Source organism: Nitratireductor thuwali (assembly GCF_036621415.1).
GTDB classification, from domain to species: domain Bacteria; phylum Pseudomonadota; class Alphaproteobacteria; order Rhizobiales; family Rhizobiaceae; genus Chelativorans; species Chelativorans thuwali.
In genome coordinates, this window is sequence record NZ_CP030941.1 from 2,306,035 (window position 1) to 2,330,930 (window position 24,896).

A 24,896-nucleotide genomic window follows, 5' to 3' on the forward strand; every position below is an offset into this window, starting at 1 on the left:
GCGGCCCGGATGGAGACGGTGCCTGGGCAGCGGATCAGCTTTCGGCAGGCTTGGCCGCCCGCCGTCTGCGGTCGGTCATGCGGCCCTGCACAATGCGCACGCGCTTGATGCGCCGCGGATCGGCATCGATAACGTGGAATTCGAAACCGGGTATAGCCTGGACAACCTCGCCCCGCGCCGGCACCCGGCCCAGCGCGTTGAAGATCATGCCTCCGATCGTGTCGACCTCCTCGGCATGTTCGCCCGCGTCGAATCCGGCGCCGATGGCCTCTGCCACGTCCTCGATCTCCGCCTTGGCGTCGACGATGAACACGCCGTCGCCCTTCTGTTCGATCAGCGGCTCGTCTTCGTCGTGTTCGTCCTCGATGTCGCCGACCACCATCTCGACGATGTCTTCCAGCGATACCAGGCCGTCAGTGCCGCCATATTCGTCGATGACGAGCGCCATCTGGATGCGGCCGGCCTGCATCTTCGCCATAAGGTCGGAGGCCAGCATGGATGGCGGCACGAAAAGCAGCGGCCGCATGATGCTGAGTTCGCCGATGGTTTTGGTGAGGTCGACGCTGCCGAGATCAAGAGGCGGCGTCTGGGCGGTGGTCTTCCCGTTGCGGCGGCCCTTCTTCTGCCGGGAGGAGCGGATGAGATGGCCAACCACGTCGCGGATGTGCACCATACCGCGTGGATCGTCCAGCGTCTCGCCGTACACGGGCATGCGCGAGTGGGCGCAGCGCTCGAATGTGGTCAGGAGATCGCCCAGCGTCGTGTTCAGGTCCACCGCCTCGATGTCGGCGCGCGGCACCATGACGTCCTCCACGCGCAATTCGCGCAGGCGAAGAATGTTCTTCAGCATGGCGCGCTCGCCGGGTGAGAAGGGGGCCGTTCCATGCCGATGCTCGTCTAGCGCATCCGCCAGGTCGTCGCGCAGCGAGTTGCCGTTGCGCATCCCCAGATAGGAGACGACGCGTTGCAATAGAGGCGTGCGGTGTTGGCTGTGTTCTCGGGGTCTACTAGACCCCTCTTCGCCCTCGGAGGGCGAGCCGGCGTCGCTGGGGGGCGAATCGCCGACGGCTGTCATTGTCGTTTCAGTCATCGTCTTTCGATCGTTCAAAGCACATAATTATGCATACGGATCGCCGATCGCAAGTCCCTCAAGCACCCGTCGTTCCAAAGTTTCCATTTCCTCGGCCTCTCCCGGGGTCTCGTGATCATAGCCCATAAGGTGAAGAAAACCGTGAATGATCAAATGGGTCAAATGATGATCGAAGCGCTTTCCCTCCGCTTCCGCCTCGCGCTCGACGGTCTGCCGGGCGATTGCGATGTCGCCGACATAGCTGTCTTCGCCGGTCGGCAGGGCGGCTGCGGGAAACGACAGCACGTTGGTTGCCTTGTCCTTGCCGCGAAAGCGGGCGTTGAGGTCGCGGATGCTTTCGTCGTCGGTAAACATGATCGTCAGATCCAAAGGCCGGGCCGCGCCGGCTGTCCGCGCGGCTGCTTCGATGGCGCCGTGGGCGAGGGCGCGCAAGCTCTCCTCCGGTGGCCAGCCATCGGCTTCGACGACGCATTCGACGGAAATTTCCGGCCTGCTTGCGCTTGCCTCAGCCATCTTCTTCCGGCCGCGGCGCCGGCGTGCCCGACGAGCGGTCGTAAGCCTCCACGATTGCCGCCACCAGAGGATGGCGCACCACATCCTTCTCGTTGAACCTGACCGTGACGATGCCCGGCACGTCCTTCAATATGCGCAGCGCCTCGATCAGCCCGGATTTGGTGTTGGGCGGCAGATCGATCTGGCTCGGATCGCCGGTAACGATCATGCGGCCGTTCTCACCAAGCCGGGTGAGGAACATCTTCATCTGCATGGGCGTCGTGTTCTGCGCCTCGTCGAGGATCACGACGGCGTTGCCCAGCGTCCGACCGCGCATAAAGGCCAGCGGCGCCACTTCGATGACGTCGGCGGCAAGCGCCCGCTCTACCTTGTCAGCCGGAATCATGTCGTAAAGCGCGTCGTAAAGCGGTCGCAAATAGGGATCGACCTTCTCGCGCATGTCGCCGGGCAGGAAGCCGAGGCGTTCGCCTGCTTCCACGGCCGGTCGCGACAGCACGATGCGGTCGACCATGCCGCGCTCCAACAGCATTGCCGCATAGGCGACGGCCAGGAACGTCTTGCCGGTGCCGGCCGGTCCGATGCCGAAAACCAGCTCCGAGCGCTCGAGCGCGCGCATATAGGCATCCTGATTGGCCGAGCGTGCATAGACGGTGCGCTTGCGGGTGGATATCTGCGCCGCCGCCAGTTTGCCCCGGCTTTCCAGCGTCGGCAGGCTCAGCTGGTCCTCGGCTGCCAGCGAAAGGCGCACCGCACCGTCGACCTCCGCCGTGTTCAACTCGGTTCCGCCCTGCACGAGCGCATAGAGATAATCCAGCGTCCGGCGCGCCTGCTCGGCCGCCACCGGTTCGCCCTTGATGGCGATCTGGTTGCCCTTGGAGTGAATATCGACGCCCAGCTTCTGCTCGATCCGGGCCAGGTTCTCGTCAAAGGGTCCGTAAAGCGCGCCTGCAAACTTGTTGTCGTCGAAAGTCAGTACGATATGCGCCATGTCCGACGCCCCGGAAGGCGTATTCTTCAGCTCGCTGCTGGCGGTCAAACGCTTACCCCCATCTGGGCTCCCATCTGAGCCGGAGCCCGTTTTGCTTCGACGGCCCCGTTTGGGCTATCGGTCGAACCGGCAAACAGGCTGTTGGTTCCCGCGCTGCTGATTCGTACCGTGACAATGTCGCCGATTTCACCGGCGCTTTCATCAACAATCACCGGCTGCAGCCAAGGTGAGCGGCCGACGAGCTGGCCTGGATGACGTCCAGGCTTTTCGATCAGCAGATCGATGGTTCGCCCGACCAGGCTTTGCGTGAAGGCGCGCTGCTGCTCGCCGAGCAGGGCCTGCAGCCTCTGCAGCCTTTCATCCTTCACCGCCTCCTCGACATGGTCGTCCATATCGGCGCCTGGCGTGCCGGGCCGCGGCGAATATTTGAACGAGAAGGCCTGGGCATAGCCCACCTCGCGCACGATGCGCATCGTTTCCTCGAAATCGGCGTCCGTCTCGCCGGGAAAGCCGACGATGAAGTCGCCCGACATGGCGATATCGGGCCGCGCGGTGCGGATGCGCTCGATCAGCCGCAGATAGTCGTCATGGGTGTGCTTGCGGTTCATCGCCTTGAGGATGCGGTCGGAGCCCGACTGGACCGGCAGGTGCAGGTAGGGCATCAGCTTGTCGAGGTCGCGATGCGCCGCGATCAGCGCGTCATCCATGTCGCGGGGATGGCTGGTCGTATAGCGCAGCCGGTCGAGACCCGGTATTTCGGCCAGACGAAACAGCAGTTCGCCCAGCCCCCATTCGCGGCCGTCTCCGCCGTCCCCATGCCAGGCATTCACGTTCTGGCCCAGAAGCGTGACCTCGCGCACGCCGCCCTCGGCCAGCCGCTCGGCCTCCGCCACGATCTGCGCCACTGGCCGCGAGACTTCCGCGCCGCGCGTATAGGGCACCACGCAGAAGGTGCAGAACTTGTCGCAGCCCTCCTGCACCGTCAGGAATGCCGTCACGCCGCGCTTGCGCACTTCCTTGCGCTGCGGCTGGGGCAGGTGCTCGAACTTGTCTTCGAGCGCATATTCGGTTTCAACGATCTTCTCGCCGCCCCTGACCCTGCCGACGACCTGCGGCAGGCGATGATAGGTCTGCGGACCGATGACGAGATCGACCACCGGCGCCCTGCGCAGGATCTCGCGTCCTTCCGCCTGGGCAACGCAGCCGGCAACGCCGACCACTGTCTCCAGCCCCTGCAGGGCCCGCTCTTCCTTGAGCTGCCTTATGCGGCCAAGCTCGGAATAGACCTTCTCCGCTGCCTTCTCGCGGATATGGCACGTATTGAGAAGGACGAGGTCGGCGTCCTCCATCGTTTCCGTCGGGCCGTAGCCGTCTGCGGCAAGCGCATCGGCCATGCGCTGGGAATCGTAGACATTCATCTGGCAGCCATAGGTCTTCACGAAGACCTTCTTCGTGGCGGCCGGATGGGCTTCCCGCGTCTCGACCGGGTCGGCAAGGGGTCCGGTGGATGGCCCAATTGGCATCATGTTGTGTTCCATGCCGGTTTCCTAACGTTTTTACGTGTCAAAAAACAGGCGGTTTTTTGCCCTTGGCGGCATACACATCAAGATTCCCGCCCGCGCAGCGCCGTGATGAGAAGGTGGCGCACCGCCTCTTCGGTCCTTTGCGCTATCTCCTTGCGGCTGTCCTCCGCCGCAAAGGCGATGGGCTCGCCGAAGCGCACCTCCACGTCGAGCGCCCCGCTCTGGAGGATTTCCCGCAGATGCGGGAACAGGTCCATGTCGCCGATCCAGGCGATGCGACCGCGCTCGCGGCGGTCGAGCGGCAGGCCCCTCTTGCGCGTATAGGCTATGGCCACCGGCTGCACACGCACATGGTCGTCATCGAGCGCGGAAAGCGCAAGCTGCGCCGCGCCGAAAAGCGTGCTCTTGAAGGGCAGGACCCGGTTTCCGTCGCCCGTCGTTCCCTCGGCAAACAACACCATGGGATCGCCTTCGGCCAGCCGTGCAGCGATTTCGCGCGCCTGCTCAGGCGAGGCGCCGCGTTTTTCCCGCTCGACGAACACCGAGCGCTGAAGCCGGGCAAACGTTCCCAGCACCGGCCAGGACCGCATCTCGGATTTGGCGATGAAATGCACGCCGGAAAGCGAGCCGAGCACCAATATGTCGGTCCAGGAAACATGGTTGGCGACGATCATGAGCGGCCCGTTGCGGGCCAGCTTTCCCTGCTGCCGCACTCTTATGCCGAGCACCCGCAGTGTCAGCCGGTGCCACAGGCGCGGCGCGATGCGTTCGTTGGGCCAGCCGATCCGCAGCGCCAGCCATTGCGCCCCCATCAGCGGCAGCGTGTAGACGGCCACGAGCAGGAGCGCCCCGTAAAGACGGATCGAGCGATGCATCTATGCCTGCCGCTCGTGCATCCCGCGCCGCATGATCAGGGCACTGGTTCGCCGCGCGGCCTCATCGCGATAGTAGTCGGGGCGGGAGCCGACCTGCTGAAACCCGAGCCGCCGGTAAAGGGCGATTGCCCCGATATTTGTCTCGTCCACTTCCAGAAACAGCGCTTCCGCCCGTTCGGCGTGCAGATGGCGCAGCACCGCGTCCATGAGATCGTATCCCAGTCCACGGCGGCGCAGCGCCCGCGACACGGCGATGGTCAGGATTTCGGCTTCTCCCGCCGCCAGCCGCGCCAGCACGAAGCCCTGCGGCTTCGCGCGCGCCCTGCCTTCCTCGACGGCGGCGAAGCCGAACACGGTTTCCTGGGCTATCAGCGCGGCGAATTCGTCGTCGGACCATGGCCGCGCAAAGCTCTCCTCATGCAGCGCGGCCAGGGCGTCGCAATCGTCGCGTTCGAGCGGTCGTATGATGAAGGTGCGGCGCCGGAAGCGCCCGATAGACAGCGCCATCATGCGTCCTTCAAAGGCAGGGCAAAGGCCGTCTGCGGCTTCGCATCCGGCCCGCGCAGGTAGAGCGGAACGGGTTTCGGACCACCCGCGTTCTGCGCCGCAAGCCGCGCATAGAATACGATGTCGGCGGTGGCCGCAGCCAGGCCGGCATCGATGGCGGCCGAACCGGCAACCTTGTCGGCCGCATCGCCTGCAAGAACGGGATCGCCCGTCAGCCATGCCGTGATCTCCGTTGCGGTTCCCAGCAGCGGACCTTCCACAGGCCCGCCCGCCGCGTCGTAGCGCGCGTAGGCAAGGCTCTCGCCTCGGTTACCGGTGACGACCACGACGTCGCGGCCGGGATGCGCCTCGCGCGCCTGCGCCGCGAGCGCTTCGAGCGCATTCGCTCCAATGGCCGGAATTCCGAGCGCCAGCGCCAGCCCGCGCGCCGCCGAAACGCCGACCCGCACGCCGGTAAACGAGCCCGGCCCCACATTCACCGCCACCGCCGCCAGCGACGCGAAGCCCAGCCCTGCATCATGCAGCGCCGCGTCGATGACCGGCATGACATGTTCGGCGTGTCCCTTGCCAAGGTCCAGCACCGCGCGGCCGAGTTCCGCCTGCTTGTCCGAGTCATAAACGCAGGCGGCGCATTGCGAGGCGGCGGTGTCGATGGCGAGGATGATCATGAACAACGCACTCAGGCTTGCCGGCTATCGTGCAGCCCGGCCGGCCGCCTTCAGCTCCAGCCGCCGCTTGTGCAGCACCGGCTCCGTGTAGCCGTTGGGCTGTTCGCGCCCCTTGAAGACGAGGTCGCATGCCGCCTGGAAGGCGATGGACCCGTCGAAATCCGGCGCCATCGGGCGATAGTTCGGGTCGCCCGCGTTCTGCCGGTCGACCACCGCCGCCATGCGCTTCATCGTCTCCATGATCTGTTCCTGGCTGGCGACGCCGTGGTGCAGCCAGTTCGCCATATGCTGTGCCGAGATACGCAGCGTCGCGCGGTCTTCCATCAGCCCGACATCGTTTATGTCGGGCACCTTTGAGCAGCCGATCCCCTGGTCCACCCAGCGCACGACATAGCCCAGGATTCCTTGCGCATTGTTGTCCAGTTCCTGCTGGATTTCTTCCGGCGTCCAGTTCGGCCTGGTGGCGACCGGCACGGAAAGGATGTCGGGGAGCCTGGCGCGCCGCCTTCCTTTCAGCTTCTCCTGCACTTCTTTCACGTCGATCTGGTGATAGTGGGTGGCGTGCAGCGTGGCGGCGGTGGGCGAGGGCACCCAGGCGGTGTTGGCGCCGGCCTTGGGATGGCCGATCTTCTGCTCCAGCATGGCCGCCATCAGGTCGGGCATGGCCCACATGCCCTTGCCGATCTGCGCATGGCCTGAAAGCCCGCATGCAAGGCCCACATCCACGTTCCAGTCTTCGTAGGCCTTGATCCATGTGGCTTGCTTCATGTCGCCCTTGCGGATCATCGGGCCGGCTTCCATCGAGGTATGGATCTCGTCGCCGGTGCGGTCGAGGAAGCCGGTATTGATGAACACCACGCGCTCCGACGCGGCCCGGATGCATTCCTTGAGGTTGACCGTCGTGCGCCGTTCCTCGTCCATGATGCCCATCTTCATCGTGTTGGGCTTCATGCCGAGCGCGTCCTCCACCCGGCCGAAGAGATCGACCGCGAAGGCCACTTCCTCGGGGCCGTGCATCTTCGGCTTGACGATATACATCGAGCCTTCGCGGCTGTTCAGGTGCCTGCCGCCGGGACCGATGTCGTGCAGCGCGATGAGCGCGGTGAACATCGCGTCCATGATGCCTTCCGGCACCTCCTCGCCTTCCCGGTCCAGGATCGCCGGATTGGTCATCAGGTGGCCGACATTGCGCACCAGCATCAGCGAGCGGCCCTTGAGGCTGCGCTCGGAACCGTCTGGACCGTTGAAGGTCCGGTCGGGGTTGAGCCTGCGCGTGAAGGTTTCGCCGCCCTTCGTGACCTCTTCCTCCAGGTCGCCCTTCATCAGGCCGAGCCAGTTGCGATAGACGAGGACCTTGTCCTCGGCGTCGACGGCGGCCACCGAATCCTCGCAATCCATGATCGTCGTGAGCGCCGATTCCAGAACGACGTCGGCAATGCCCGCTCTATCGGTTTTGCCGATGGGGTGCTCGCGGTCTATGACGATCTCGGCATGCAGGCCGTTCTTCTCGACCACGATGGCGCGCGGCGAGGCAGGTTCGCCTTCATAACCGAAGAACTGTACGCTCTCCTTGAGGCGCGCCTGGCCTTGCTCCGTCTTCACGACGAGTTGGCCATCCTCGATGGCGAACCCCGTTGCATCCGCCCAGCTTGCACCGTCCAGGGCCGCGCTCTGGTCGAGAAAATCGCGCGCCCAGGCAATCACCTTCTCGCCGCGCCGGGGATTGTAGCCCTTGCCCTTTTCCGCCCCGTCATCTTCGGAAATGGCGTCGGTGCCGTAGAGCGCGTCGTAGAGCGAGCCCCAGCGGGCGTTGGCCGCATTCAGCGCGTAGCGCGCATTCATCACGGGAACGACGAGTTGCGGGCCGGCGGTCTGCGATATTTCGGGGTCGACATCTTCGGTCGTCACCTGGAAATCCGGCCCCTCCGGCAGCAGATAGCCGATGTCGCGCAGGAAATCCTCATAGGCTTCAAGATCCGAAGGCGCACCGTTCTCCTTGTACCATGCGTCGATCTCCGCCTGCAGTGCGTCACGTCGGGCCAAAAGGGCGCGGTTTTTGGGCGCCATCGCATGAACGATGTCGGAAAACGCGCGCCAGAAGGTCTCCGCGTCCACGCCGGTACCCGGCAAGGCCTCGTCGACGGCAAAATCGTGCAGCTCCCGCGCGACCTTCAAGCCGTTGATTTCAACGCGTTCCACCATTTCCGCTTCTCCGTAGGCACTGCTATTCCAACTCTGCCGGCGTTTTGATCACGCTGCGCACGCGCGGTCAATTCACTCGGCCCATGAGGCTGCGCCGCCAGGCTCCTTCATACGGCAATGCGCGGCCGGCCCGAAGCCCTCGCGGTCACCTTGGCCTCGATGAAGATGCGCTGCCCGTCGACCTCGGTGGCCGAGATGTCGCGGGCGACGGCGGTAACGCTGCCTTCCGCGCCGGCTTCCGCCGCCCGCAGCGCCGCCAGCCCGCGCGCCTGCTCTTCCGCAAACCCAATGGCCGCCTCCTCGTCGGCGAAATCGCGCATCAAGGCGCCGGCGCTCACCCGAAACGAGCCTTCGCCGAGCCTGCTGACGCTGGCCTCCGCGACGGCGGAAACCCGCCCCGCAACCGCGCCCACGGCATTGGCAACATCCATGTGCTCCGGCAGCACGCATTCGGTCCCCAGCAGCATTCCCAGCCCCGCATAGTGCAAGGCCGCCGACGCGCCGAGACCGACCACCGGCCGGTCGAGCGACAGCGCGATTCGCGTGATGCCCTGGGCGCCGTCGAGCGCGCGCTGGATGACGGTGTTGCGCGCCGTCATGGCGCTGTCGAACCCGTCCTCGGCCAGCGTCGTGTCGAGGATGGCTTCCGCCGAAAGCCTCGTAAGACGCGCCAGCACGCGCAGGCTGATTTCCACGCCGTCCCTGGCGATCGCCTGCCCGCGGCCGTCCCGGCGCCGCGCGAAAAGGGCCGCGCCCGCCCGGGCGGCGTCGCTGTTCCAAGTGGCCTGCCGCCCCGCCGCATGCGCCGCGTCGGACGGCGTGAAGCCGCAGATCAGCGCCAGGCCGCGTCCCACCAGGCGCTGAAGGATCGCCTGTTCCATTCCGCCGCTGATCAGCCGGTCGAGGGCCTGCGGTCGCTCCGACAACCGCTCGTAAAGCCAGCTTTCGGCCTCGGTCAGCCCTGCGGCGAAGCGTGCCGGCAGCCCGGCCGTGAACGCGAACCGGCCGTCCAGCCGGCCGGGCTGTATCTGGTTCAACTGCCGCTCCAACTGGGGCAGCACCACGCCCGGATGCAGCGTTTCGGCAAGCGACAGCGGGGTCAGCCGGCGCGGGCCGAGCCTCAGCACGGGCTCCAGCGCACCTTCTTCCAGGCTTACCTCCGAATCGCCGCCGAGCCCGTAGGTGCGCATGGCGACCGCCTCGACCATGGTGCGGTAGCCGCCCACCATGGCACCTTCGGGATCCAGCCTCGGCTGGCCTCCCGCCAGAAGTGCTATATCGGTCGTCGTTCCGCCGATGTCCGAGACAATGGCGTTATCGATGCCGGTGAGGCAGTGCGCGCCGACGAGGCTCGCCGCCGGCCCCGACAAAATGGTCTCGATCGGCCTGTCATGGGCAAAGCTCGCCGAAACGAGCGCCCCGTCGCCGCGCACCACCATCAGCGGAGCCTCGATGCCGCGCGCCGCAAGAAACCGCTTGGTCGACAGGATAAGGCGGTCGATCAGCCCGATGAGGCGCGCGTTGAGCAGCGTGGTCAGCGCCCGCCGCGGCCCTCCCAACCTGGCCGAGAGCTCGTGGCTGGCCGTCACCGGCAGGCCGGTCCGCGCCCGCAGCATTTCGCATACCGTGATCTCGTGGGCGGGATTGCGCACCGCGAAGTAGGCGCAGACGGCAAAGGCCGTCACATGGGCGCCTCGCGTGTTCAGCCACGGGTCGAGCCCGGTCAGGTCGAGCTGGTTTTCGTTGCCGTGTACATCGTGCCCGCCCGGTATGAAGACGACTGGATCGCCGCCCAGCGCCGCCCGCAGCCCGTCGCGGTTGAGGTCCGCATCGCCGAAACCGACCATCACCAGCCCGACCCGTCCGCCCTGGCCTTCCACCAGCGCATTGGTGGCGAGCGTCGTCGACATGGAGACGAGGCTGATCGCGTCCGCTTCGACCCGGCCCTGTTCGAGCACGGCGTCGACGGCGCCGCCGATGCCGAGCGTCAGGTCATGCCGCGTCGTCAGCGCCTTGGCCTTGGCCAGCACGCCGCGCGCTTCGCAATAGATCACGGCGTCGGTATAGGTCCCGCCCGTATCTATTCCCAAAAGAAGCGCTTCGCGCCTGTCGTCCTGGTGCATCCCTGAAAGCCTGGCCCTGTCGTCAGCTTCGGGCTTTATCCGAATGCCGGGGTTTGGGAAAGCCCGGCTCGACAAAGGCCGCCCCGCGCCCGCGGGACGGCCTCCGTTTTCCGGCTCGGGGAGGACGAGCCGGAACCACTGGCTAGATCTGCCTCCGGCAGCCTAATCGACGACGTCAGGTTCGACGACGTCCGGCACAGGTTCGTCGCTCTGGTCCGCGGGCTCGAACTGGCCGGTGCCGGGATTGATCCGCTGGCCTTCAGCCGTGTCGTAGGTGTAGCCGGCCTCGTCGGCCGCAGCCCGGGTCATCCACCCCTCCGGGCACTCCGTTTCCACGAAACCAGGCGTCGGCTCGTCGCTCTGGTTCGACGGCTCGAACTCGCCCACGCCCGGCACGACGCGAACGCAATCGTTCTGGGCGATCAGTGCCCGCGCATCGGCGTCGAGCCCGGCAGTAATGTCGACTGCGCCAGTGGTGCCGGTATCGGTGTCGTTGGGATCGACGAAATCAGGGGTCGGGCTATCGCTCTGATTTGAAGGCTCGAACTCACCCGTACCCGGATTCACGGTGTCCTGGGCCATGCCGATACTGCCGCCGAAAAGCAGCAGCGCGGATGTGGCCATGAGAAGTTTACGCATGGTATTCTCCTTCCGTCTTTCGTTTCGCTCAGTTGGTCTAACGAGCGGTGGGGAACTCGGTTCCGCAGTCCGGTCGACCGTTTTCCGCCATGCTTGCCGTTCCGCGCTAACAAGCGGCGGGGTTCCGCGTTCCCGTCCCGCCGGTCACATTCGGGTTACAGACAAGCAGGAAATGTCGCACGGGGCGGTTCTGCGTTCCGAACGAGGAGAGGTCGATGCAATAAGAAAGGCCGCCCCGCGATGTGCGGAGCGGCCTTCTGGAGGTCGGTAAAAAGATCGTGTTTAGCGGGCGATCTGGAAGCGGGGGGTCGGCAGATCGTCCTGATTGCTGGGGCCGAAGCCCTGGGCGGCCGAGAAGCCGGCATTGCCTGCGGTGCCGACACTGGAGGTCGTGACCGAGCGGTCGACGCTATAAGCGCCGGCCGGCTGGGTGACGAAGGCGTCCGGCCCCGAATCCGGCTCGCTCACGTGGAAATCCTGGGCGCTGGCGCCCACGATGCCGGAAAGGGTGAGCGCGGCAGCCGCGATGAGGATTTTGTGCATGGTAATCTCCATTTTCCTGAAATTTGACTGGGATTTTGAAAGCGGGACGTTTAGCGGGCGATCTGGAAGCGGGGAGCCGGCAGATTGTCCTGGTCGCTGGGGCCGAAGCCCTGGGCGGCCGAGAAGCCCGCATTGCCCGTGGCGCCGACGCTGGAGGTCGTGACCGAGCGGTCGACGCTATAAGCGCCGGCCGACTGGCTGACGAAGGCGTCCGGCCCCGAGTCCGGCTCGCTCACGTGGAAATCCTGGGCGCTGGCGCCGACAACGCCGGCCAAGATGAGCGCGGAAGCAACAACGAATATCTTACGCATGGTAGTCTCCATTCCTATATGTGCTTGGGAGGCACTTGGTGGTGGTGAGGAAATCGCTAGCGGCCCGCCTGGAAACGCGGGGCTGGCAGGTTGTTTTGGTCGCTGGGGCCGAAGCCCCGGGCGGCCGAGAAGCCGGCAACGCGGCCCTGTCGATGGTCGATGCCGACACTTGAGGTGACGGCAGCCTGATCGGCAGCGCGGGCGGCCGGAGGGGCATCGGAATCCCCGGACGGCAAGTCCTGCGCAAAAGCGCTGGAATTGCCGATCAGGGCGAAGACGAAAGTGAGGGTCAGAACCTTACGCATTGTGGTCTCCGGGGTGTTCCGATTGTGCTGCGAGGGTCGGCGACCTCCGCCTGCCCCGCTTATTTGGACACTCAAATCTAAATTTCTAGCCTTTGGATCAATCACAGAGTCGTGATGGACCAATTTTATTTGCATTGATGTCGTGAAAAAGAGACTGCTTCTTTGGCGGCCTCTGGGAATTCACCGTTGATGCCAGCCCGGCCATCGGCTATGAAGGCCCTCGCAACGCATGTGTTGGCCCATATCCGGGCACCCGTAGCTCAGCTGGATAGAGCGCTGCCCTCCGAAGGCTGATGTCAAGGGGCCGGGCGACAAAAAGGAGACGAAAAGAGGTAATAAGAACAAGGATTTGCGAGGCCCTCGTTCTGATCTTTCAACTCGCGAAAAGCTCACGTAAGCACTGCGTAAGCAGTTGCGACACGGTAAGCACCCATAGCTCAGCTGGATAGAGCGTCGCCCTCCGAAGGCGAAGGTCTCAGGTTCGAATCCTGATGGGTGCGCCATTTCTCAATGATCTCGTCATTTTTCAGCTAGGATGACCAGGTGGCACGGCTTGTCTGCCCGGGTTACGCGCATGGAGAGATGCGATAGAGTATCTCCTGTTTGTACTAATCGGACTGATAGGGTCGCTTGCCTCGGCCGTCTTCGGGTTTGGAACAGCACTGCTTGTCCTCGCAATCGGTTCGCATGTGCTGCCGATCAAGGAGGTAATCGTTCTCGCAACGGTGCTTTTCGCCGCATCAACGACCACCAAGACAGTTCTGTTCGGCAGACAGATCGAGTGGAAAGTCGTGGCGATCATGGCCATCGCCAGCCTGCCGTTCGCCTATTTGGGGGCGCAAGCGCTAGCGGTCGTGCCCGCCGATCATATCAAGCGCCTGCTCGGCCTGATGATCCTCATCTACATTGTGCTGACTGCCTGCAAGCTCCTGCCGTCGTTCCGGATCGGAACGGCCGGGCTTCTGGTAGGCTCGGCATTGTACGGCTTCATTTCGGGTTTCCTGGGCAGCGGCAACCTGGTCAAGGTCGTAATCTTTCGCGAACTGAAGTTCACAAAGGAGGCTTTCGTTGGCGCCATGGCGGCCACGTCCGTCCTGTCGAACTTCGCCAAGTTGGCCAGCTATTGGCAAACCGGCCTGTTGACCGCTGAGATGGTCTGGCCGGCTCTGGCATTGGTTGTCAGTGCCATCGTCGCTGCCGTGATCGGCCAGATGATCCTGAACAAACTCAATGCGAGTGCTTTTGAGACAGGTGTCCAGGTCCTGCTTGGAGTCAGCGCCGTCACACTCCTGATTTAGCGTGATCGAGTTATCGCCGATGAAAAACGGGTGACGGAGGCTGCGTGCCCGACCACTATTTCGTGGCCTTGATCTGCGGCAGATCGCGGGTCAGTTCTCGAAAGCCGACGCCGAAATACATGTCCCGCGCAGCGGGGGAGGCTGGCGCGCCGGGACATGCGACGAATATGCGCGTTGCGCCGGCGGCTCGGGCGAGATGCATACCATGGAGCTGTTGCGCGGTACCCAGTCCCCGCCGCCGGAAATCCTGATGCGTGCCGACCGGCTCGAATTCGGCAGTCCGGGTTTCCTCGTCGAGCCAGATGACTGCGGTCGCCGCTAGCGTTCGGTCCGGCGCCGCAATCAGCACATGCAGGTCGGAACGATACGGCCAAGTCCGGCGGACACGTTCGAACGCCGTGTGCGTGAGAGTCGAACGTGGCCAAGCTGCGTGATGTGCCCCGACCGCGTCGGCAACAGAGATTTCAGACGCCGTCAGGAATTCGAAGCCTTCGGGCAATTGCGGGTCCGGTAAGTCGGTTAGGTCGCGGGCGTTGAACTGGACCCAGCTTCCGTCGTCGGCGCCGGCTTCCTCGTCAAACGCATAACCATGGGCGGCGACGATGGCTTGTGACTTTGCATCAGCGGACTGCACGATTAGCAAGCGATCGACGCCGTCTGCGACATCGTCGTACCAGTCCAGAAGTTCAGTCAGCAGTTCCGGACGCTCCGGGTGAACCTGCCAAATGAGATTGGCCGCCTCGACGTCCCGGAGTGCGCTGTCGCGGCGCGGTATACGATGAGGCAGGCAGGCCCATGCCCAGGCAACCAGTCGTTTATCGACATACCAAAACTTGTGCCGCCAGAACGGGCCGAGGCTGTCGAAGTCTTTAGCCCAAACCCAGGCCAGTTCCCCGACGGTCGCCTCGCTGTTGAGCAGTTCAGGCCGAATTGCGGTGACCTCTTGCGCCAGTCCCTGCATCAGCCGAAGTTCAGTCGGACCGAGTTCATCCATGTAGCGGTTCCTCTAAACACCTAACCCCGCGTGCGCGCATAGTGAGCGCGGGCTTTCTCGCGGTTGCCGCACGTTTCCATGGAGCACCATCGGCGTTGTCCGTTGCGGCTTTGGTCGACAAAGAGCCAACCGCAACGGTCGCCTGGACAGCGTTTTACCCGCTGGCGATCGGGGGATGTGAGCAGTTCGACTGCTGAGATCAGCACGGGCAATTGCAAACCAGGGCCGACTTCGTCGCTGTGGGCGAAAGCCAGAGCCCCATGCGAGACAACCATTGGGTTGGCTCGCCAGCAGTGCCCGAAAGCCCCGTTCAACAATGCGGCGTCGGCCTCGTCGAGCTCCTCGCCGGCAACCACCTTCAAGAAGACGGCCCGCAGGTCTTGGCGGAACGCCATGACGCGCTCCAGCACGTTCGCATCGGCCTTGGGATCGGCCGTTCGAGATAGGCCGACGCGACCCATCCACGCGCGCAGATCGGCGAGCGTCCCAATATGCTCGGCGGCGATGGCGCTCCCGTCCCAATCCGCTGTGTTGAGGAAATCCAGGCAGAGGCGACCGCCGACCAGGCGAAGATCCGGTATGGAAGTCATTCCGACATTCTAACCGGGATGGGGGTTGACGCGCAAGGCTATGATATTATCATAACCGGCGTCCTGGTTAGGAATAGTCATGAGCCTGTCTTCGCATTTGCAGACCTGTTTCACTGTGTCAGGCGGTATGCGTGGTGCCCGCGCGATGGCGCCAGTCAGCTTGTTCGTCATTCCGTTCGGCATGTCGTTCGGGGCAGCGGCGCTATCGCAAGGTCTCGACCCGCACGACGTCATTTTAATGAGCGTGATCGTCTTTGCCGGAGCCGCGCAGTTTGCAGCGCTCGATCTTTGGGGCCCGGACCTGCCGCTTTTGGCGATTGCCCTGACCGTGCTGGCAGTGAACGCGCGACATCTCGTCCTCGGCGCCGCACTATCGCCCTGGCTCCTGCAGGTTTCGCCGTCGCGGAGATTTCTGACGCTGGGGCTTTTGACCGATGTCAACTTCGCGCAGGCGATGGCGGCGAAGGACACCGGCGAGACCGATGCCGGCTTCCTTCTGGGTGGCGGGTTGATGCTATGGGCCGCGTGGGTCTGTGGCACCGCGTTGGGTGTTCTCGTCGGATCCGGAATCGACGATGTGGCGACATACGGTCTCGATGTGCTGATGGTCGCTTACTTTGCCCCGATCGCCGTTCAGTTCTGGGAGGGGCGTGCCAACCTGCTTCCCTGGGCGGCCGCGGCCGGCATCGCAGCGACCGGATCATTGTTACTGCCGGCCGGCTGGCCGATCATCGCCGGCGCGCTGGCCGGAGGCCTCGTCGGAGCACTGCGCGATGCCGACTGAGAGCCTGGAACTCGTAATCATCTCGGTGATGGCGCTGGTCACCTATGCCACGCGGATCGGGGGTGTCGTCGGCATGTCGCTGTTTGCGATGACGCCGCGGGTCAAGGCATTCCTCAAATGGCTTGGATCTTCGGTTGTGGTGGCTCTGCTTGCGTCGGCCCTAGTGGACGGGACGCCGCGAACGGGGCTGGTGATCGCCGTTGCGGCCACTGCCATGTTCCTGACGCGGCAAGCACTTGTAGCAATGCTCATGGGCGTCTGTGCATCGATCGCTGTCGTTGGGTTCGGATGAACCGACATGTGTGAGGCACGGTATCCGCATCCGTCGTTTTCGTGCCTTGTTCTGATTTGGCAAGGAGCCTTTAAATGCTGGTCTACAGCGTCGAACATTGGTCTGTTTTCCTGGCGGCCGTGGTTCTGCTCAACATCTCGCCAGGACCCGACATTGCCCTCATTCTCGGTCACACGGTGAAGGGTGGCGCGCGGGCCGGAACGGCCGCCATGCTCGGCATTTGGACGGGCGCCTTCGGTCATGTGCTTCTCGCAGCGCTTGGACTTTCCGCGGTCATAGCCGCGTCGGCAACAGCATTTTCGGTGGTGAAATGGGCTGGTGTCGGTTACCTGCTTTGGATCGGCGTGCAGGCGCTGCGCTCGGCTGGGGGCACATTCGTCTCCGATCAGGTTCAGGGCGGCAAAGCGTTCTGGTCGATCTTCCGGCAAGGTATGTTGACCAATCTGCTCAACCCCAAGGTCGCCGTCTTCTTCCTCGCCTTTCTGCCTCAGTTCGTGGTGCCGGAGGCCGGGCCGGTGTGGCTTCAACTGCTCGTGCACGGTAGTCTCGTCATCGTCGTGGCCGCGCTCATCGAGCCGCCGCTCGTCCTGCTGGGGGCCCGTATCACCGGTACATTGCGGGCCAGTCCCGCGATCGCTCGCTGGCTGGACCGAGCGCTCGGAACGCTTCTGATCGGCCTGGCGGCGAGGCTTGCCGTGATAGAGCGATAGTTGCCCCGGCGAAGGCGCTTCTAAATTGCGAAACGGCTTATGTTCCGGCTGCTGTTCAGCTCCGCTTCTCTAGCCAGAGTCGTACCTGCTCGGCGGCTGCCAATTCGGTTTCCAAGCCTTCTTGTTCCAGTGCGTTGAGATCGAGGGCTGCGATCTCCGTTGCTGCGTTTTGGGCAATCTCAGCATCGTCCATGAGAATGGCGAGTTCGGCCCGCGCCGCCAGCAGCCGCGCACGATCGCGGTTGTTCGCGTCGGTCGAGAACTTTCCCAGTGCTGCGTCGAGAACCTTAGCCGCGGCGGGATAGTCAGTCTTGAATTCCCTGAATATCCGCGCGTTCTCAAGAGCCCGTTCGATGCTGTCAAGATGCTTGGCAGCGCCATGATCGAGTTCAGGTTCGGTTCGTTCAATAACGATGATTGTATTGCCGTTCGGGTCGATGAGTGAGAAACGCGTCTGGCCGTCCTTGTACCGCGTCATTCGAGGCCGGCCCTTTGCCAGCACCCTGCCGTAACGCTCGCGCATCGCCGCAGTGAAATGCTCGTGGTAAGGCCTCACCTTATCAACCATGATCAGGCAACCGCCCGACATTTCTTCCCCGATGTCGAGCCCCGAGGGCGCCGCGCCGAAGTGCAACTCGATCTGCTGCCATTTGAACGCCAGATAAAGATAGGGCCGGTTCATGCGGTAGGTGAGTTCAAATCCGAGCGCCGAATAGAATTCGATCGTTGCCTCCGGATCGGTGCACGGTAGCGTCGGTATCGTTGTCTCGTTTCCGAAGGTCATGGGTGACTCCAGTGAAATCAGTCGACCATTCCTGTTATCCGGCAATTTCAGAGCGAGGTCGTTCAGAAGAACCGTTTCTTATGCAATCGGCTCGGCCAAGTTCGCTTCCAATAGTTTCATCGCTTGCGGGATGAAAGCCAGCAAGCGCCTTTTCGGCACACCGTCGCGCGCCTGAACCGAAAGGCCGTTGAGCATCGCAGCGTAGTAGTCGGCCAGAACCTGGACATCTGTTTCCGGTCGCAATTCGCCTGCTGTGATGCCGTCTCGGAGGCGATCTGCAATCGCCTCGATGCGCTCGAGCCGCAACTCGGCGAGCCAATGCAGCACGCCTTCGTTGCTCTTGGCACAATTGGTCGCGGCCGAGACCACCATGCAGCCGAGGGGCCGGCCTGGAAGATAGAAGGAGGAGACGGCATCACGCAGCAGGCGCTCGATCGCACCGTGCGCAGTGGGCTCCTCGGCAAGTGCGCGTGACGCGAAGCCACCCTCTTTGTTGCGGTAATGATCAACGGCTGCCCGAAAGAGATCCTCCTTCGACCCGAATGCAGCGTAAATGCGCGCCGGCGCCAGCCTGAGCTCCGCCTGCAGGTCGGCAAAGGAGATTGCTTCATAGCCGCGGCGCCAGAAGAGATTCCGTGCCTTCTCAAGCGCTTCGTCGCGATCAAACTCCCTTGGGCGTCCGGCCATTGATATCTCCTTCTTGAATGACTCTTAAATAATTCACTTGACGGGCGACTGCAAGCATGGATTCTTTAATGACCATTCAAGATTGGAGGATTACATGACATCATCGATAGGAAAGGGTGCAGGGCGCGCGGACGATGCCGCTGGCGCCCAAAGGCCCAGGGGCGATGGCGGCAGTCTGGCGCTCCTGGCGTTCGCGCAGCTTCTGTTCTCGCTGGATATCTATATCGTGTTCGTAGCGTTACCTGAGATAGGTGCGGATCTCGGCTTCTCGGAACAAACGCTGCAATGGGTGGTCAGTGCCTATACCGTGTTTGCTGGCGGATTCCTGCTCCTCGGTGGCCGCGCCGCCGACCTTTTAGGCAACCGCCGCATGTTTGTATTCGCCCTCGTACTCTACGCAGCCTCTTCCCTGGTCGCGGGATTTGCCTGGGAGCCGGCGATCATCATCGTTGCTCGCGCCGTTCAGGGCATCGGTGGCGCGTTTCTGTTTCCAGCGACTCTCTCGCTGATCAATCGTCTGTTCGCTGAAGGTCCGGAGCGGAACCGGGCTTTGGCGGTCTGGGGCGGAGCCGGCGCAACCGGGTTGACGCTGGGTTCGTTGGTCGGCGGATTGCTGACGAACGCGTTTGGATGGCCATCCGTCTTCTTCGTCAATGTGTTGCTCGCCGGCATCGCAATCGTCGCGGCTTTCCTCGTCATCCCTCCGGACGGACGTCGTGCCAAGGGCCGCAATTTCGATCTCCCGGGCGCGGTCACCGTAACGGCTGGCGCGACGCTGTTGGTCTACTCCCTCGTGCAGGGGCCGGAATATGGCTGGGGCGCGACAAGTATCATGGGGAGCACTGGGCTCGCGGTCCTCTTCCTCATAGCTTTTGCAGTGATCGAAACCCGCAGTAGCGATCCGTTGATGCCGATGCGGCTTTTGCGAAATCGCAGTCTCGCAACGGCAATGACGATCACCTTCATTTTTATGGGGACGTTCGGTGCGTTGCCCTATTTTCAGACCGTCCTGTTTCAGCACGTCTTGGGCTTCGACGCACTCCAAACGGGGCTGGCCTTTCTTGTTCCTTGCGTTGCGATTGCTACCGGTACGCAGATCGGCGAGCGCATGGCCAGCAGATCGGGAACCAGGCGCACGCTGATCATCGGCATGGTCATCGGTGCGATTGGAACGGTTGGCATGGCTTTGGGTGTCGTGCCAGGCAGTGGCTATCCGGCGCTCATTCCCGGCCTGATCATCTCCGGGATCGGACAAGGCATTACCTGGACCGCCATGTGGATCGCGGCTGCGTCCGGCGTTCACAACGAGGAGCAGGGCGTGGCTTCCGGCATGGCCTCGACGACACTGAATGTCGGCAATGCGATCGGTCTCGCCATATTGATCGCGATCGCCAATGCGGGCCTCCATGGCCTTGCCGACGAACAATTCCACATGGCCATGGCAGACGGGATCCGCCTGGCGTTTTATGTCACCGCGGGTGGTATATCGCTTGGTCTGCTCGTGGCGCTGGCTCTGCCTCGCATGCCTGCGTCCGCAACGGCAGCACAGGCGGCCGAGTAAAGAAATCTGCCCGTCCCGCCGCCGTAGTGCCGCGGGACGGGGCTCGTTTCAGTCGTCGCTGTAGAATTCTCATCCGGGACTTTGAATCTTTTGGTGATAGCGGAGAGGATCAAGCTGCGTTTTCTAGCAGGGCCGTGGGCCGGTATGACGAGGCTGGCCGCAAGATCTGCTGGCGTGTCGGCCGCGCAGATCGCGGATCCTCGCCAGCTCATCCATGAGGACAAGAAGCCGGTGGCGGGCCTTGCCCAGCTTCTAGGCACTTACTGCGCGACCCTCTTTCGGGCATGAGTACAGGCTTGCCCCAGCTGTGTGAAAACGAACAAGCTAGGCTAGCACCTCAAGGTCTGTTGGCTCGGGTTTTGCGCCCGCCGCCGTAAGCATCGCGTGAATCTGACCCCGATGATGAGTCTGGTGATTGAAGAGTTGGACAACACAGAGAGCGGCGGGCTTCTCGATCCGCGTTGAGCCGTCTCCAGGATACCAAACAACCCTCCCGTTCAGAGTCTCGTCGAGAACTCGCGCCGCCCACTCCTCGATTTCTTCGTTCCGTTGCAAACGGAGTGTTTTGAAGTCATCCCAATCCGATGGGCTTGTCAGGGAGTGCTTGATGATTTTCTCCGGGCGCTCGTTTCCCTTTAACCGCTCCAAAATCAGGGCGTCAGCCCAATAGAGGTGGTTAAATGTAGCTGCGATCGATTTAAAGAACGCACCTCGATCCTCCCATCGATCCTCATTCGTGAGCCCATCAGCGGCAGTTACCAAAGAGGCATTCTGCCAAGTGTTGTAGCGGGCCATAAGTCGGCAGTATCCGGCTGAGATCATTTTCTCAGTCTCCAATAGTTATCGATGTTTGGCTGGAATAGCGCAGACGTACTTGCCTTATCGTGGATAAGGCCGCGTCTCAGAACCCGCGCCACATCGCAAATCGTCAGTCTGGACGCCTGAACGGCTCGATTGGCAACGTTCTGATTTGCACTGTAATCATACCGATAGGCTGGTCTCTTTTCATCGACAAGCCGCATAGTTTAATTTCTTGGGCATCGCCGTCCATGAGTGGGATAGTCAGCCTCCGGCGGCAATGCGGCCCACTTCGGCGATGACCGAATTGCGCTCATCCGCCGAGGCGTTCGGCATATCGCAATAGGAGGTGACGATGAATGGGGCGCGGTCGTTGGGCCAGCCAAAGCCGATGTCGTTGGCGTTGCCGCTCCGATTGGTTCCGGTCTTGTCTCCTACCATCCATTCAGCGGGCATGCCGGCGCGCAGGCGCTCGTCCCCGGTCTTGTTGGTGATCAGCCAGGCGCTCAGTTGGTCGCGCGAGGCGCGCGATAGCGCTTCGCCGAAGATGAGGGTGCGCAGCGTCTCCAGCATCGCGGCGGGCGAGGTAGTGTCGCGCGCGTCATCCGGGCCATCATGTTCGTTGAGGGCAGGCTCGATCCGGTCGAGCCGGGTTACCTCGTCGCCGAGCGAACGGGCATAGCCGGTGAGTGCTGCCGGCCCACCGGACGCGGCGAGCAGGAGGTTGGCCGCGACGTTGTCGCTCATCGTAACGACTGCCTCGCACAGCTCCGCGATGGTCATACCGTCCCCGCCAATACGCGTTTCGGTGATCGGCGCCCAAGGAACCAGATCAGCCTCACTGATGACGATGCGACGGTCCAGCCGGTCTTCCTGCCGATCAACGCGCGCCAGAATATGAGCGGCGAGCAGAGCCTTGAAGGTGCTGCACATCAGGAAACGTTCATTCTCCCGGTGACCACTGCGCGCGCCGCTGGACATCTCGAGAATAGCAACGCCAAGGCGACCGCCGTGCCGGCTTTCCAGGTCAGCCAACTGCTGGCTCACATCTTCCACCGCCTTTGCCGCTGCCCCGCCGGGCAGCACCGTTGTCGCAGAAGCCATAAGCATTGAACCGACAAGCGCCTGTCGGCGGGATATCCAAACCATCTCTACTACTCCGTGGATTGGGTATTCGTGTTCGACAGCAGATTGCTTGCCGCTATCGTCATTTATGGTCTTGACGCGTGCTTTCATCCATTGAGCCGTCGCCGGGGCCATGGATCGCTTCACGTGTCATGAGCACTACGCGCCCCCACGGTGTTTCCATCGGGCCGCCTGCCAATTTGAAGTGCGCCTTCTCATAGGCGCGGATTGCGGCGCCGTTGTCGGGGTGCGGATCGATCCCAAGGACCGGAGCACCTTCGCTGATCAAGGTCGAAGCGTGGCTTTCGAGCAATGCCGAACCATGGCCGATACCGATCATCTCAACTTCGGCGATGAACATGTCGAGACCGCGGGAGTGAGCCGGAAGGAAGCCAAAATGATGCCCTGGCCAAGCGTGGACGTCATAGTCCTGTACGAAGGCAAACGGTCGACCTCGATACTCGGCAATCCACATCGCGATACGTGGGTCACACAGTTCTTCAACCGTGAGCCTTTCGTCGCCATACCATTTCGCGACGTGGGCTAATGATTGCCAGTGATGCAGCATCGGCAAGTCCTGATCGCCGGCACGTCGAAATTTGTAGGATGTCGGCATGGCTTTGACGTTCGTGTCGTTGCGTTTGGGGCCGTTCGATTGAATGGTGGGACCGTCATCCATGCTCTTGCCAGGTGCTTTGATCGGTCGGCTCCCAGAGCTCGATCGGATTGCCTTCGGGGTCATGGATACGGGCGAACCGGCCGACATAGGAGTTCCATTCCTCGCGCGTCTCCACTTGGACGCCGGCTTCCCGAAGCTCGGCAATCAATCCGTCGAGGTCGTCGACCCGGAAATTGATCATCCATTTCTGCTCCCGCGGTCCCCAGTAGTCTGTAGCCTTGGGATACGAGGCGAAAATGGTCGGCCCCTCTTGTTGCTGCCAGACGGCCTTGCTCATGTCGCTCACGCCGAGATGCCTCTCATACCATTGAGCAAGAACCTGAGGGTCTTCCGCCCGGAAGAACAGACCGCCTATTCCGACTGCTTTGGCCATGCATGTCTCCCCTGAAGACTATCGCCGCACCGTGCGCAGCAGGCCACTATCGCCGCCGCCGCAGAAGAACTGTTCGCCATCGGCGTCGAGGCCGGATACATTGGCACCGGAGGGTAATTCGAGAACTTCGAGCACCTCTCCCGTCATGGCATCCACGTGCCTGAGTTCGCTCTTCTCGCCCTCCCATGTGCCGTGCCAGAGTTCTCCGTCGATCCAGGTGATCCCAGTGACGAACCGATTGGATTCGAGTGTGCGAAGGATCGCGCCCGTTCCGGGATCGATCTGATGGATTTTGCGCTCCCGGTCGTGTCCGACCCAGAGCGATCCCTCGGCCCAGGCGAGACCGGAATCGCCTCCTTTGCCAGGGGCCGGAATAGTCCCGATAACCTGGCCGGTTTCCGGGTCGATCTTCTGAATGCGGTCCTCGGCGATCTGGAAGAGGTGCTCGCCGTCGAAAGCGGTGCCGGCGTGAGCGGGTACCTCGATCGATCGCAGCAGTTCTCCGCTGTGCGGGTCGAGTGCGTTCAGCCGATCTCCCGTCGCAAACCACACGCGATCGCCGTCAAAGGCGAGACCATGCACCGCGTCGATCCCGGAGAAAGGACCGAACTCGCGTAGAATTTGAGCTTTTGTCGGTGTGATCGTCATGAATTCTCCCTTCAGTTTTGGCTCAATCTAGCCGTTCGGCAGCGGAGCCGGGAGTAACAAGCTTGTCGGGAATCCGGGAGCGGCTGGCATCAGCCAGCGCCGGGCTCGGCCATGGCCGAAGGACTGCACCTTTTGCGCCCCGGCGAGGTCCTCCAACGCCCGTTGCACGGTGCGCTGGCTTGTACCGAGCGCCAGCGCGAGCGCCGAACTCGACCAGGTCTCTCCGTCGGCGAGTAGGGCGAGGACATCCGCGTGCTTTTCCTCGACGGGTGGCGTCAGAACCACCACGTCGGAGGTATCGTGCGGCTCCAGCCGGAAGCCCTCCGCTGTCGCCCTCACCCCGGCCAGCGGTCGAACCACATCTCGCAACCGACCAATCTCGACCCGCAGCCTTGCGCGATGTGAGTCGTCGGCGTGTCTCGCTCCGAATGCGTGCGCGAGCAACGCCGCGCGCGGTACGTCTCCAGGCCAGGCTTCTGCAAGAGCTCGGACGAGCGCGGAAAGGACCGGCCGGCTCCTGAGAGAGACGATTTGGTCCCTGCGTCGCACGACCTGGCGGCAGCTATCGATGATCAGATTCTCCGATGCCAGAAGGTGCTCGATATCGTCGAGCAGGAGGAGACGCACCCAGCCATTGGCGACGAGGCGGGCAGCTGGCGCGTTCAGTTGCGACGATAGATCCTCTACTTCGGTGGTTAGTGCCGGGATGGCTGCCCGCCGCGCGGCGTGCTCGGCTCGCTCCAGTGCGGCGCGCGCCTCGCGGGCGCGGATGCGGCGCATTGCGATACCCGCCTTCACAAGTTCGATGCCGACGCTGAAAGCGGGTGGGTATCGATTGGCCTCGACGCTGGCAAGCGTCCGCCCGGCCTCGTCGAGCTTCCCGATCAGGAGAAAATAGCGGGCCGCAAGATAGCGAGCATGGGCGGCGTTGAGCCGGTCGCCATGCCGATCGAGCGTCGCCCGCGCTTTGTCGAACGTCTCGATTGATCCAACCAGTTCGCGTGAGACCAGCGCGATCTCGGCTTCCGCGACAATGCACCGCGCGCGGGCAACGGGCTCCTTTGAGCCGAATGCACGCGCTGCCCTTTTCAGCAAGGTTCTGGCCCGCTCTAGATCGCCCATCCGGGCCATGGCGATGCCGCGTAGTGCCAGCCCTGGCGGATCGTCCCTGAGCGCGACGCGGTTGAGCGCGCCAAGCGTATCGCCCGCCGCGAGCGCCTGCGCTGCTGCTGTGATCAACGAGTCCATTCAATTCGCGCCAATTTTGTAACTCTCACCACCCACAC

General features: G+C 63.0%; 28 protein-coding genes and 1 tRNA gene. 6 read left to right on the forward strand and 23 right to left on the reverse strand.

From position 1 onward, the window contains the following. Positions 1–34: 34 nt before the first annotated feature. From NTH_RS11185 to NTH_RS11245, 13 genes are all read right to left on the reverse strand, one after another. Positions 35–1,090, reverse strand: a complete 1,056-nt coding sequence (locus tag NTH_RS11185) for a hemolysin family protein (RefSeq protein ID WP_422392385.1) — start codon at positions 1,088–1,090, stop codon at positions 35–37. Positions 1,091–1,117: 27 nt separating this feature from the next. After that, the gene (gene ybeY / locus NTH_RS11190; protein WP_338530088.1) at positions 1,118–1,603 is read right to left on the reverse strand and encodes an rRNA maturation RNase YbeY; all 486 of its coding nucleotides are present in this window, start codon (positions 1,601–1,603) and stop codon (positions 1,118–1,120) included. Next, positions 1,596–2,591, reverse strand: coding sequence for a PhoH family protein (locus NTH_RS11195; RefSeq protein ID WP_338531879.1), 996 nt, complete (start codon positions 2,589–2,591; stop codon positions 1,596–1,598). Before NTH_RS11195 ends, ybeY begins: the two co-directional genes overlap by 8 nt. Positions 2,592–2,635: 44 nt before the next feature. Beyond that, entirely contained in the window at positions 2,636–4,114 is a 1,479-nt protein-coding gene (gene miaB, locus NTH_RS11200) for a tRNA (N6-isopentenyl adenosine(37)-C2)-methylthiotransferase MiaB (RefSeq protein ID WP_338531880.1), read from the reverse strand. 80 nt (positions 4,115–4,194) lie between these two features. Then, positions 4,195–4,989 carry a lysophospholipid acyltransferase family protein gene (locus NTH_RS11205; protein ID WP_338530089.1) on the reverse strand — a complete coding sequence of 265 codons (795 nt, stop codon included), beginning with the start codon at positions 4,987–4,989 and terminating at the stop codon, positions 4,195–4,197. After that, positions 4,990–5,496, reverse strand: a complete 507-nt coding sequence (locus NTH_RS11210) for a GNAT family N-acetyltransferase (protein ID WP_338530090.1) — start codon at positions 5,494–5,496, stop codon at positions 4,990–4,992. After that, complete coding sequence (gene tsaB, locus NTH_RS11215; protein ID WP_338530091.1) at positions 5,496–6,164, reverse strand: tRNA (adenosine(37)-N6)-threonylcarbamoyltransferase complex dimerization subunit type 1 TsaB; 669 nt, start codon at positions 6,162–6,164, stop codon at positions 5,496–5,498. The genes NTH_RS11210 and tsaB overlap by 1 nt, the downstream gene beginning before the upstream one ends. 24 nt (positions 6,165–6,188) lie before the next feature. Continuing rightward, complete coding sequence (locus tag NTH_RS11220) at positions 6,189–8,363, reverse strand: malate synthase G (protein ID WP_338531881.1); 2,175 nt, start codon at positions 8,361–8,363, stop codon at positions 6,189–6,191. A 110-nt stretch (positions 8,364–8,473) separates the two neighbouring features. Next, the gene (locus NTH_RS11225) at positions 8,474–10,489 is read right to left on the reverse strand and encodes a hydantoinase/oxoprolinase family protein (RefSeq protein ID WP_338530092.1); all 2,016 of its coding nucleotides are present in this window, start codon (positions 10,487–10,489) and stop codon (positions 8,474–8,476) included. 162 nt (positions 10,490–10,651) lie between these two features. Beyond that, positions 10,652–11,128: a hypothetical protein gene (locus NTH_RS11230; RefSeq protein ID WP_338530093.1), complete on the reverse strand. Its 477-nt coding sequence runs from the start codon at positions 11,126–11,128 to the stop codon at positions 10,652–10,654. Positions 11,129–11,410: 282 nt separating this feature from the next. Continuing rightward, entirely contained in the window at positions 11,411–11,671 is a 261-nt protein-coding gene (locus NTH_RS11235) for a hypothetical protein (RefSeq protein ID WP_338530094.1), read from the reverse strand. Between the two features lie 50 nt (positions 11,672–11,721). Further along, positions 11,722–11,982 carry a hypothetical protein gene (locus tag NTH_RS11240; protein WP_338530095.1) on the reverse strand — a complete coding sequence of 87 codons (261 nt, stop codon included), beginning with the start codon at positions 11,980–11,982 and terminating at the stop codon, positions 11,722–11,724. A 56-nt stretch (positions 11,983–12,038) separates the two neighbouring features. Further along, positions 12,039–12,287, reverse strand: a complete 249-nt coding sequence (locus NTH_RS11245) for a hypothetical protein (protein ID WP_338530096.1) — start codon at positions 12,285–12,287, stop codon at positions 12,039–12,041. A 426-nt stretch (positions 12,288–12,713) separates the two neighbouring features. Here NTH_RS11245 and NTH_RS11250 point away from each other — a divergent pair. Together NTH_RS11250 and NTH_RS11255 are read left to right on the forward strand one after the other, a co-directional pair. Then, positions 12,714–12,790: transfer RNA gene (locus NTH_RS11250), tRNA-Arg, on the forward strand. 114 nt (positions 12,791–12,904) lie between these two features. Further along, positions 12,905–13,585, forward strand: a complete 681-nt coding sequence (locus tag NTH_RS11255; protein WP_338531882.1) for a sulfite exporter TauE/SafE family protein — start codon at positions 12,905–12,907, stop codon at positions 13,583–13,585. 55 nt (positions 13,586–13,640) lie between these two features. On the opposite strand, the gene NTH_RS11260 is transcribed toward NTH_RS11255, so the two are convergent. Together NTH_RS11260 and NTH_RS11265 are read right to left on the reverse strand one after the other, a co-directional pair. Next, on the reverse strand, positions 13,641–14,579 hold the full coding sequence (locus tag NTH_RS11260) for a GNAT family N-acetyltransferase (RefSeq protein ID WP_338530097.1): 939 nt from the start codon (positions 14,577–14,579) through the stop codon (positions 13,641–13,643). A 20-nt stretch (positions 14,580–14,599) separates the two neighbouring features. Continuing rightward, entirely contained in the window at positions 14,600–15,169 is a 570-nt protein-coding gene (locus tag NTH_RS11265; RefSeq protein WP_338530098.1) for a CGNR zinc finger domain-containing protein, read from the reverse strand. A 79-nt stretch (positions 15,170–15,248) separates the two neighbouring features. Between NTH_RS11265 and NTH_RS11270 the strand changes: the two genes are divergently transcribed. From NTH_RS11270 to NTH_RS11280, 3 genes are all read left to right on the forward strand, one after another. After that, a complete protein-coding gene (locus NTH_RS11270) occupies positions 15,249–15,953 on the forward strand; it encodes an AzlC family ABC transporter permease (protein ID WP_338530099.1) in 705 nt (234 codons plus the stop codon). Further along, entirely contained in the window at positions 15,943–16,245 is a 303-nt protein-coding gene (locus tag NTH_RS11275; RefSeq protein ID WP_338530100.1) for an AzlD family protein, read from the forward strand. Before NTH_RS11270 ends, NTH_RS11275 begins: the two co-directional genes overlap by 11 nt. A 74-nt stretch (positions 16,246–16,319) precedes the next feature. Further along, complete coding sequence (locus NTH_RS11280) at positions 16,320–16,955, forward strand: LysE family translocator (protein ID WP_338530101.1); 636 nt, start codon at positions 16,320–16,322, stop codon at positions 16,953–16,955. A 55-nt stretch (positions 16,956–17,010) separates the two neighbouring features. On the opposite strand, the gene NTH_RS11285 is transcribed toward NTH_RS11280, so the two are convergent. Next, complete coding sequence (locus NTH_RS11285) at positions 17,011–17,739, reverse strand: hypothetical protein (RefSeq protein ID WP_338530102.1); 729 nt, start codon at positions 17,737–17,739, stop codon at positions 17,011–17,013. A gap of 78 nt (positions 17,740–17,817) precedes the next feature. Further along, a complete protein-coding gene (locus NTH_RS11290) occupies positions 17,818–18,426 on the reverse strand; it encodes a TetR/AcrR family transcriptional regulator (protein ID WP_338530103.1) in 609 nt (202 codons plus the stop codon). 94 nt (positions 18,427–18,520) lie between these two features. Between NTH_RS11290 and NTH_RS11295 the strand changes: the two genes are divergently transcribed. Continuing rightward, a complete protein-coding gene (locus NTH_RS11295; RefSeq protein WP_338530104.1) occupies positions 18,521–19,987 on the forward strand; it encodes an MFS transporter in 1,467 nt (488 codons plus the stop codon). Between the two features lie 324 nt (positions 19,988–20,311). On the opposite strand, the gene NTH_RS11300 is transcribed toward NTH_RS11295, so the two are convergent. The 6 genes from NTH_RS11300 to NTH_RS11325 all read right to left on the reverse strand — a co-directional run bounded on the left by NTH_RS11300 (position 20,312) and on the right by NTH_RS11325 (position 24,858). Continuing rightward, positions 20,312–20,809 (reverse strand): DinB family protein, encoded by a 498-nt coding sequence (locus NTH_RS11300; RefSeq protein WP_338530105.1) that lies wholly within the window; start codon positions 20,807–20,809, stop codon positions 20,312–20,314. Positions 20,810–21,049: 240 nt separating this feature from the next. Further along, complete coding sequence (bla, locus tag NTH_RS11305) at positions 21,050–21,934, reverse strand: class A beta-lactamase (RefSeq protein WP_422392436.1); 885 nt, start codon at positions 21,932–21,934, stop codon at positions 21,050–21,052. Between the two features lie 58 nt (positions 21,935–21,992). After that, on the reverse strand, positions 21,993–22,589 hold the full coding sequence (locus NTH_RS11310) for a GNAT family N-acetyltransferase (RefSeq protein WP_338530107.1): 597 nt from the start codon (positions 22,587–22,589) through the stop codon (positions 21,993–21,995). Continuing rightward, positions 22,582–22,962: a VOC family protein gene (locus tag NTH_RS11315; protein WP_338530108.1), complete on the reverse strand. Its 381-nt coding sequence runs from the start codon at positions 22,960–22,962 to the stop codon at positions 22,582–22,584. The genes NTH_RS11310 and NTH_RS11315 overlap by 8 nt, the downstream gene beginning before the upstream one ends. Before the next feature lie 18 nt (positions 22,963–22,980). Beyond that, complete coding sequence (locus tag NTH_RS11320) at positions 22,981–23,610, reverse strand: glutamine cyclotransferase (RefSeq protein ID WP_422392386.1); 630 nt, start codon at positions 23,608–23,610, stop codon at positions 22,981–22,983. A 27-nt stretch (positions 23,611–23,637) separates the two neighbouring features. Beyond that, positions 23,638–24,858 carry a helix-turn-helix domain-containing protein gene (locus NTH_RS11325; protein WP_338530109.1) on the reverse strand — a complete coding sequence of 407 codons (1,221 nt, stop codon included), beginning with the start codon at positions 24,856–24,858 and terminating at the stop codon, positions 23,638–23,640. Between the last annotated feature and the right edge of the window lie 38 nt (positions 24,859–24,896).

Excerpts from the sequence above, each read along its gene's own strand:
- NTH_RS11185 (WP_422392385.1), bottom strand. The coding sequence starts at position 1,090 with ATGACTGAAACGACAATGACAGCCGTCGGCGATTCGCCCCCCAGCGAC.
- NTH_RS11265 (WP_338530098.1), bottom strand. The coding sequence starts at position 15,169 with ATGACTTCCATACCGGATCTTCGCCTGGTCGGCGGTCGCCTCTGCCTG.
- ybeY (WP_338530088.1), bottom strand. The coding sequence starts at position 1,603 with ATGGCTGAGGCAAGCGCAAGCAGGCCGGAAATTTCCGTCGAATGCGTC.
- NTH_RS11240 (WP_338530095.1), bottom strand. The coding sequence starts at position 11,982 with ATGCGTAAGATATTCGTTGTTGCTTCCGCGCTCATCTTGGCCGGCGTT.
- NTH_RS11285 (WP_338530102.1), bottom strand. The coding sequence starts at position 17,739 with ATGACCTTCGGAAACGAGACAACGATACCGACGCTACCGTGCACCGAT.
- NTH_RS11300 (WP_338530105.1), bottom strand. The coding sequence starts at position 20,809 with ATGATCTCAGCCGGATACTGCCGACTTATGGCCCGCTACAACACTTGG.
- NTH_RS11315 (WP_338530108.1), bottom strand. The coding sequence starts at position 22,962 with ATGGCCAAAGCAGTCGGAATAGGCGGTCTGTTCTTCCGGGCGGAAGAC.
- NTH_RS11295 (WP_338530104.1), top strand. The coding sequence starts at position 18,521 with ATGACATCATCGATAGGAAAGGGTGCAGGGCGCGCGGACGATGCCGCT.
- NTH_RS11230 (WP_338530093.1), bottom strand. The coding sequence starts at position 11,128 with ATGCGTAAACTTCTCATGGCCACATCCGCGCTGCTGCTTTTCGGCGGC.
- NTH_RS11280 (WP_338530101.1), top strand. The coding sequence starts at position 16,320 with ATGCTGGTCTACAGCGTCGAACATTGGTCTGTTTTCCTGGCGGCCGTG.
- NTH_RS11325 (WP_338530109.1), bottom strand. The coding sequence starts at position 24,858 with ATGGACTCGTTGATCACAGCAGCAGCGCAGGCGCTCGCGGCGGGCGAT.
- NTH_RS11275 (WP_338530100.1), top strand. The coding sequence starts at position 15,943 with ATGCCGACTGAGAGCCTGGAACTCGTAATCATCTCGGTGATGGCGCTG.
- NTH_RS11195 (WP_338531879.1), bottom strand. The coding sequence starts at position 2,591 with ATGGCGCATATCGTACTGACTTTCGACGACAACAAGTTTGCAGGCGCG.
- bla (WP_422392436.1), bottom strand. The coding sequence starts at position 21,934 with ATGGTTTGGATATCCCGCCGACAGGCGCTTGTCGGTTCAATGCTTATG.
- tsaB (WP_338530091.1), bottom strand. The coding sequence starts at position 6,164 with ATGATCATCCTCGCCATCGACACCGCCGCCTCGCAATGCGCCGCCTGC.
- miaB (WP_338531880.1), bottom strand. The coding sequence starts at position 4,114 with ATGCCAATTGGGCCATCCACCGGACCCCTTGCCGACCCGGTCGAGACG.
- NTH_RS11290 (WP_338530103.1), bottom strand. The coding sequence starts at position 18,426 with ATGGCCGGACGCCCAAGGGAGTTTGATCGCGACGAAGCGCTTGAGAAG.
- NTH_RS11225 (WP_338530092.1), bottom strand. The coding sequence starts at position 10,489 with ATGCACCAGGACGACAGGCGCGAAGCGCTTCTTTTGGGAATAGATACG.
- NTH_RS11245 (WP_338530096.1), bottom strand. The coding sequence starts at position 12,287 with ATGCGTAAGGTTCTGACCCTCACTTTCGTCTTCGCCCTGATCGGCAAT.
- NTH_RS11260 (WP_338530097.1), bottom strand. The coding sequence starts at position 14,579 with ATGGATGAACTCGGTCCGACTGAACTTCGGCTGATGCAGGGACTGGCG.
- NTH_RS11320 (WP_422392386.1), bottom strand. The coding sequence starts at position 23,610 with ATGACGATCACACCGACAAAAGCTCAAATTCTACGCGAGTTCGGTCCT.
- NTH_RS11270 (WP_338530099.1), top strand. The coding sequence starts at position 15,249 with ATGAGCCTGTCTTCGCATTTGCAGACCTGTTTCACTGTGTCAGGCGGT.
- NTH_RS11235 (WP_338530094.1), bottom strand. The coding sequence starts at position 11,671 with ATGCACAAAATCCTCATCGCGGCTGCCGCGCTCACCCTTTCCGGCATC.
- NTH_RS11310 (WP_338530107.1), bottom strand. The coding sequence starts at position 22,589 with ATGGATGACGGTCCCACCATTCAATCGAACGGCCCCAAACGCAACGAC.
- NTH_RS11210 (WP_338530090.1), bottom strand. The coding sequence starts at position 5,496 with ATGGCGCTGTCTATCGGGCGCTTCCGGCGCCGCACCTTCATCATACGA.
- NTH_RS11205 (WP_338530089.1), bottom strand. The coding sequence starts at position 4,989 with ATGCATCGCTCGATCCGTCTTTACGGGGCGCTCCTGCTCGTGGCCGTC.